Here is a 1,162-nt window from a genome sequence, read left to right on the forward strand (position 1 = left end):
CCTGGAACTGATCAGCATCGCTGAACCGACCAGCATTGCGCTCAGCAGCAGCATGAGGATGCCGATCCAGAGCGCGCCGGCGATCGGCCAGGTCCTGAGCCCGCGTTCGGGATCGGCTGCAGGCGTGCCAAAGAAGCGCTCAAAGAGGGCGACCGCCCATTGCTGAACCTGCTGTTGCACGCTGAGCAAGGGCCGATAGAGGACAACGCCGATGCGCACCGCCAATGCCTGAGCCGGTCGCACCAGCACCAGTAGGTCGCCGGCGGGAATCAGACTGATCAATGGTTTCAGCCAAGCCGGATTGGCCCAGGCGGCGAGCGCGACCAAGGTGGCCAGGACCAGGCCAATCGCGACCGGCAGGCTGTTGGTTGGCCAGCTTGAGGGCTTGCCGAGCGCAAACGGGAAGATCAGCACCAGCAGGATGATCAGGCCCCAGGCGAGCGTCGCCCAACCGCGTGGCTCGGCGGTTTGGCGATTGGGCTCTGCCAGGAGCAAGATCCACAGCAAGCGGGCCATCAGCAGGGTGGTCGCCACCGCCGCAACGGCGAGCGCCGCCGGCAGCCAGGGCCAGGGCGCAGCGGCGAGCACCGGCTTCATCAGATATTTGGTGACCGCGCCGCTGCTGAAGGGGGCGCTGGCGAGCGCGAGGGCGAGCAGCGCCAGTCCGATCAGGACGCCGACCGCGAGCCAAGTCTGGCGTTCGCCATCTTGGCGGAGGCCGACACCAAGGAAGAGTCCGCCCTTGACCAGCGCATGATGGGCCGCAAACAGGGTCAGGGCGATGATCCCCGCGGGTGCGAGCTCGGGCTCGATCAGCATCAAGCCCAGCAGCAGCACTGCCAGCCCCATTTTGCTGATGCTGGAGTAGCCGAGCAGCGCCTTGGCATCGGACTGCAGCAGTCCGATCGGCAGCGCATAGAACACCGAAATCAGTCCTAGCACCGCGATCACCATGCCTGCCTCAGGTAGGGCGGAGGTGCCGAGCGGCAGAAACCGCAGCCAGCCTAGCAGCGCGACCTTGATCATCGCGCCGCCGAGCACCGCACTGGCCGGGGTCGGCGCAGCGGCGTAGGCGGTGGGCAGCCATAGGTGCAGCGGAACCAGGCCGGCCTTGACCCCCAGACCCAGGATGATGAAGGCCACCGCAACGGTGTCGAGGCGC

Annotated in this window: 1 protein-coding gene; it reads right to left on the reverse strand. The window is 66.9% G+C overall.

The genetic code is table 11. The annotated features are described in order from the left end of the window. Window positions 1-1,162 (reverse strand): proton-conducting transporter membrane subunit (locus VBE63_RS29895; RefSeq protein ID WP_323686599.1); only part of this gene is annotated, 1,162 nt, incomplete at both ends.

It is taken from the genome of Lamprobacter sp., assembly GCF_034860625.1.
Classification (GTDB): Bacteria; Pseudomonadota; Gammaproteobacteria; order Chromatiales; family Chromatiaceae; genus Lamprobacter.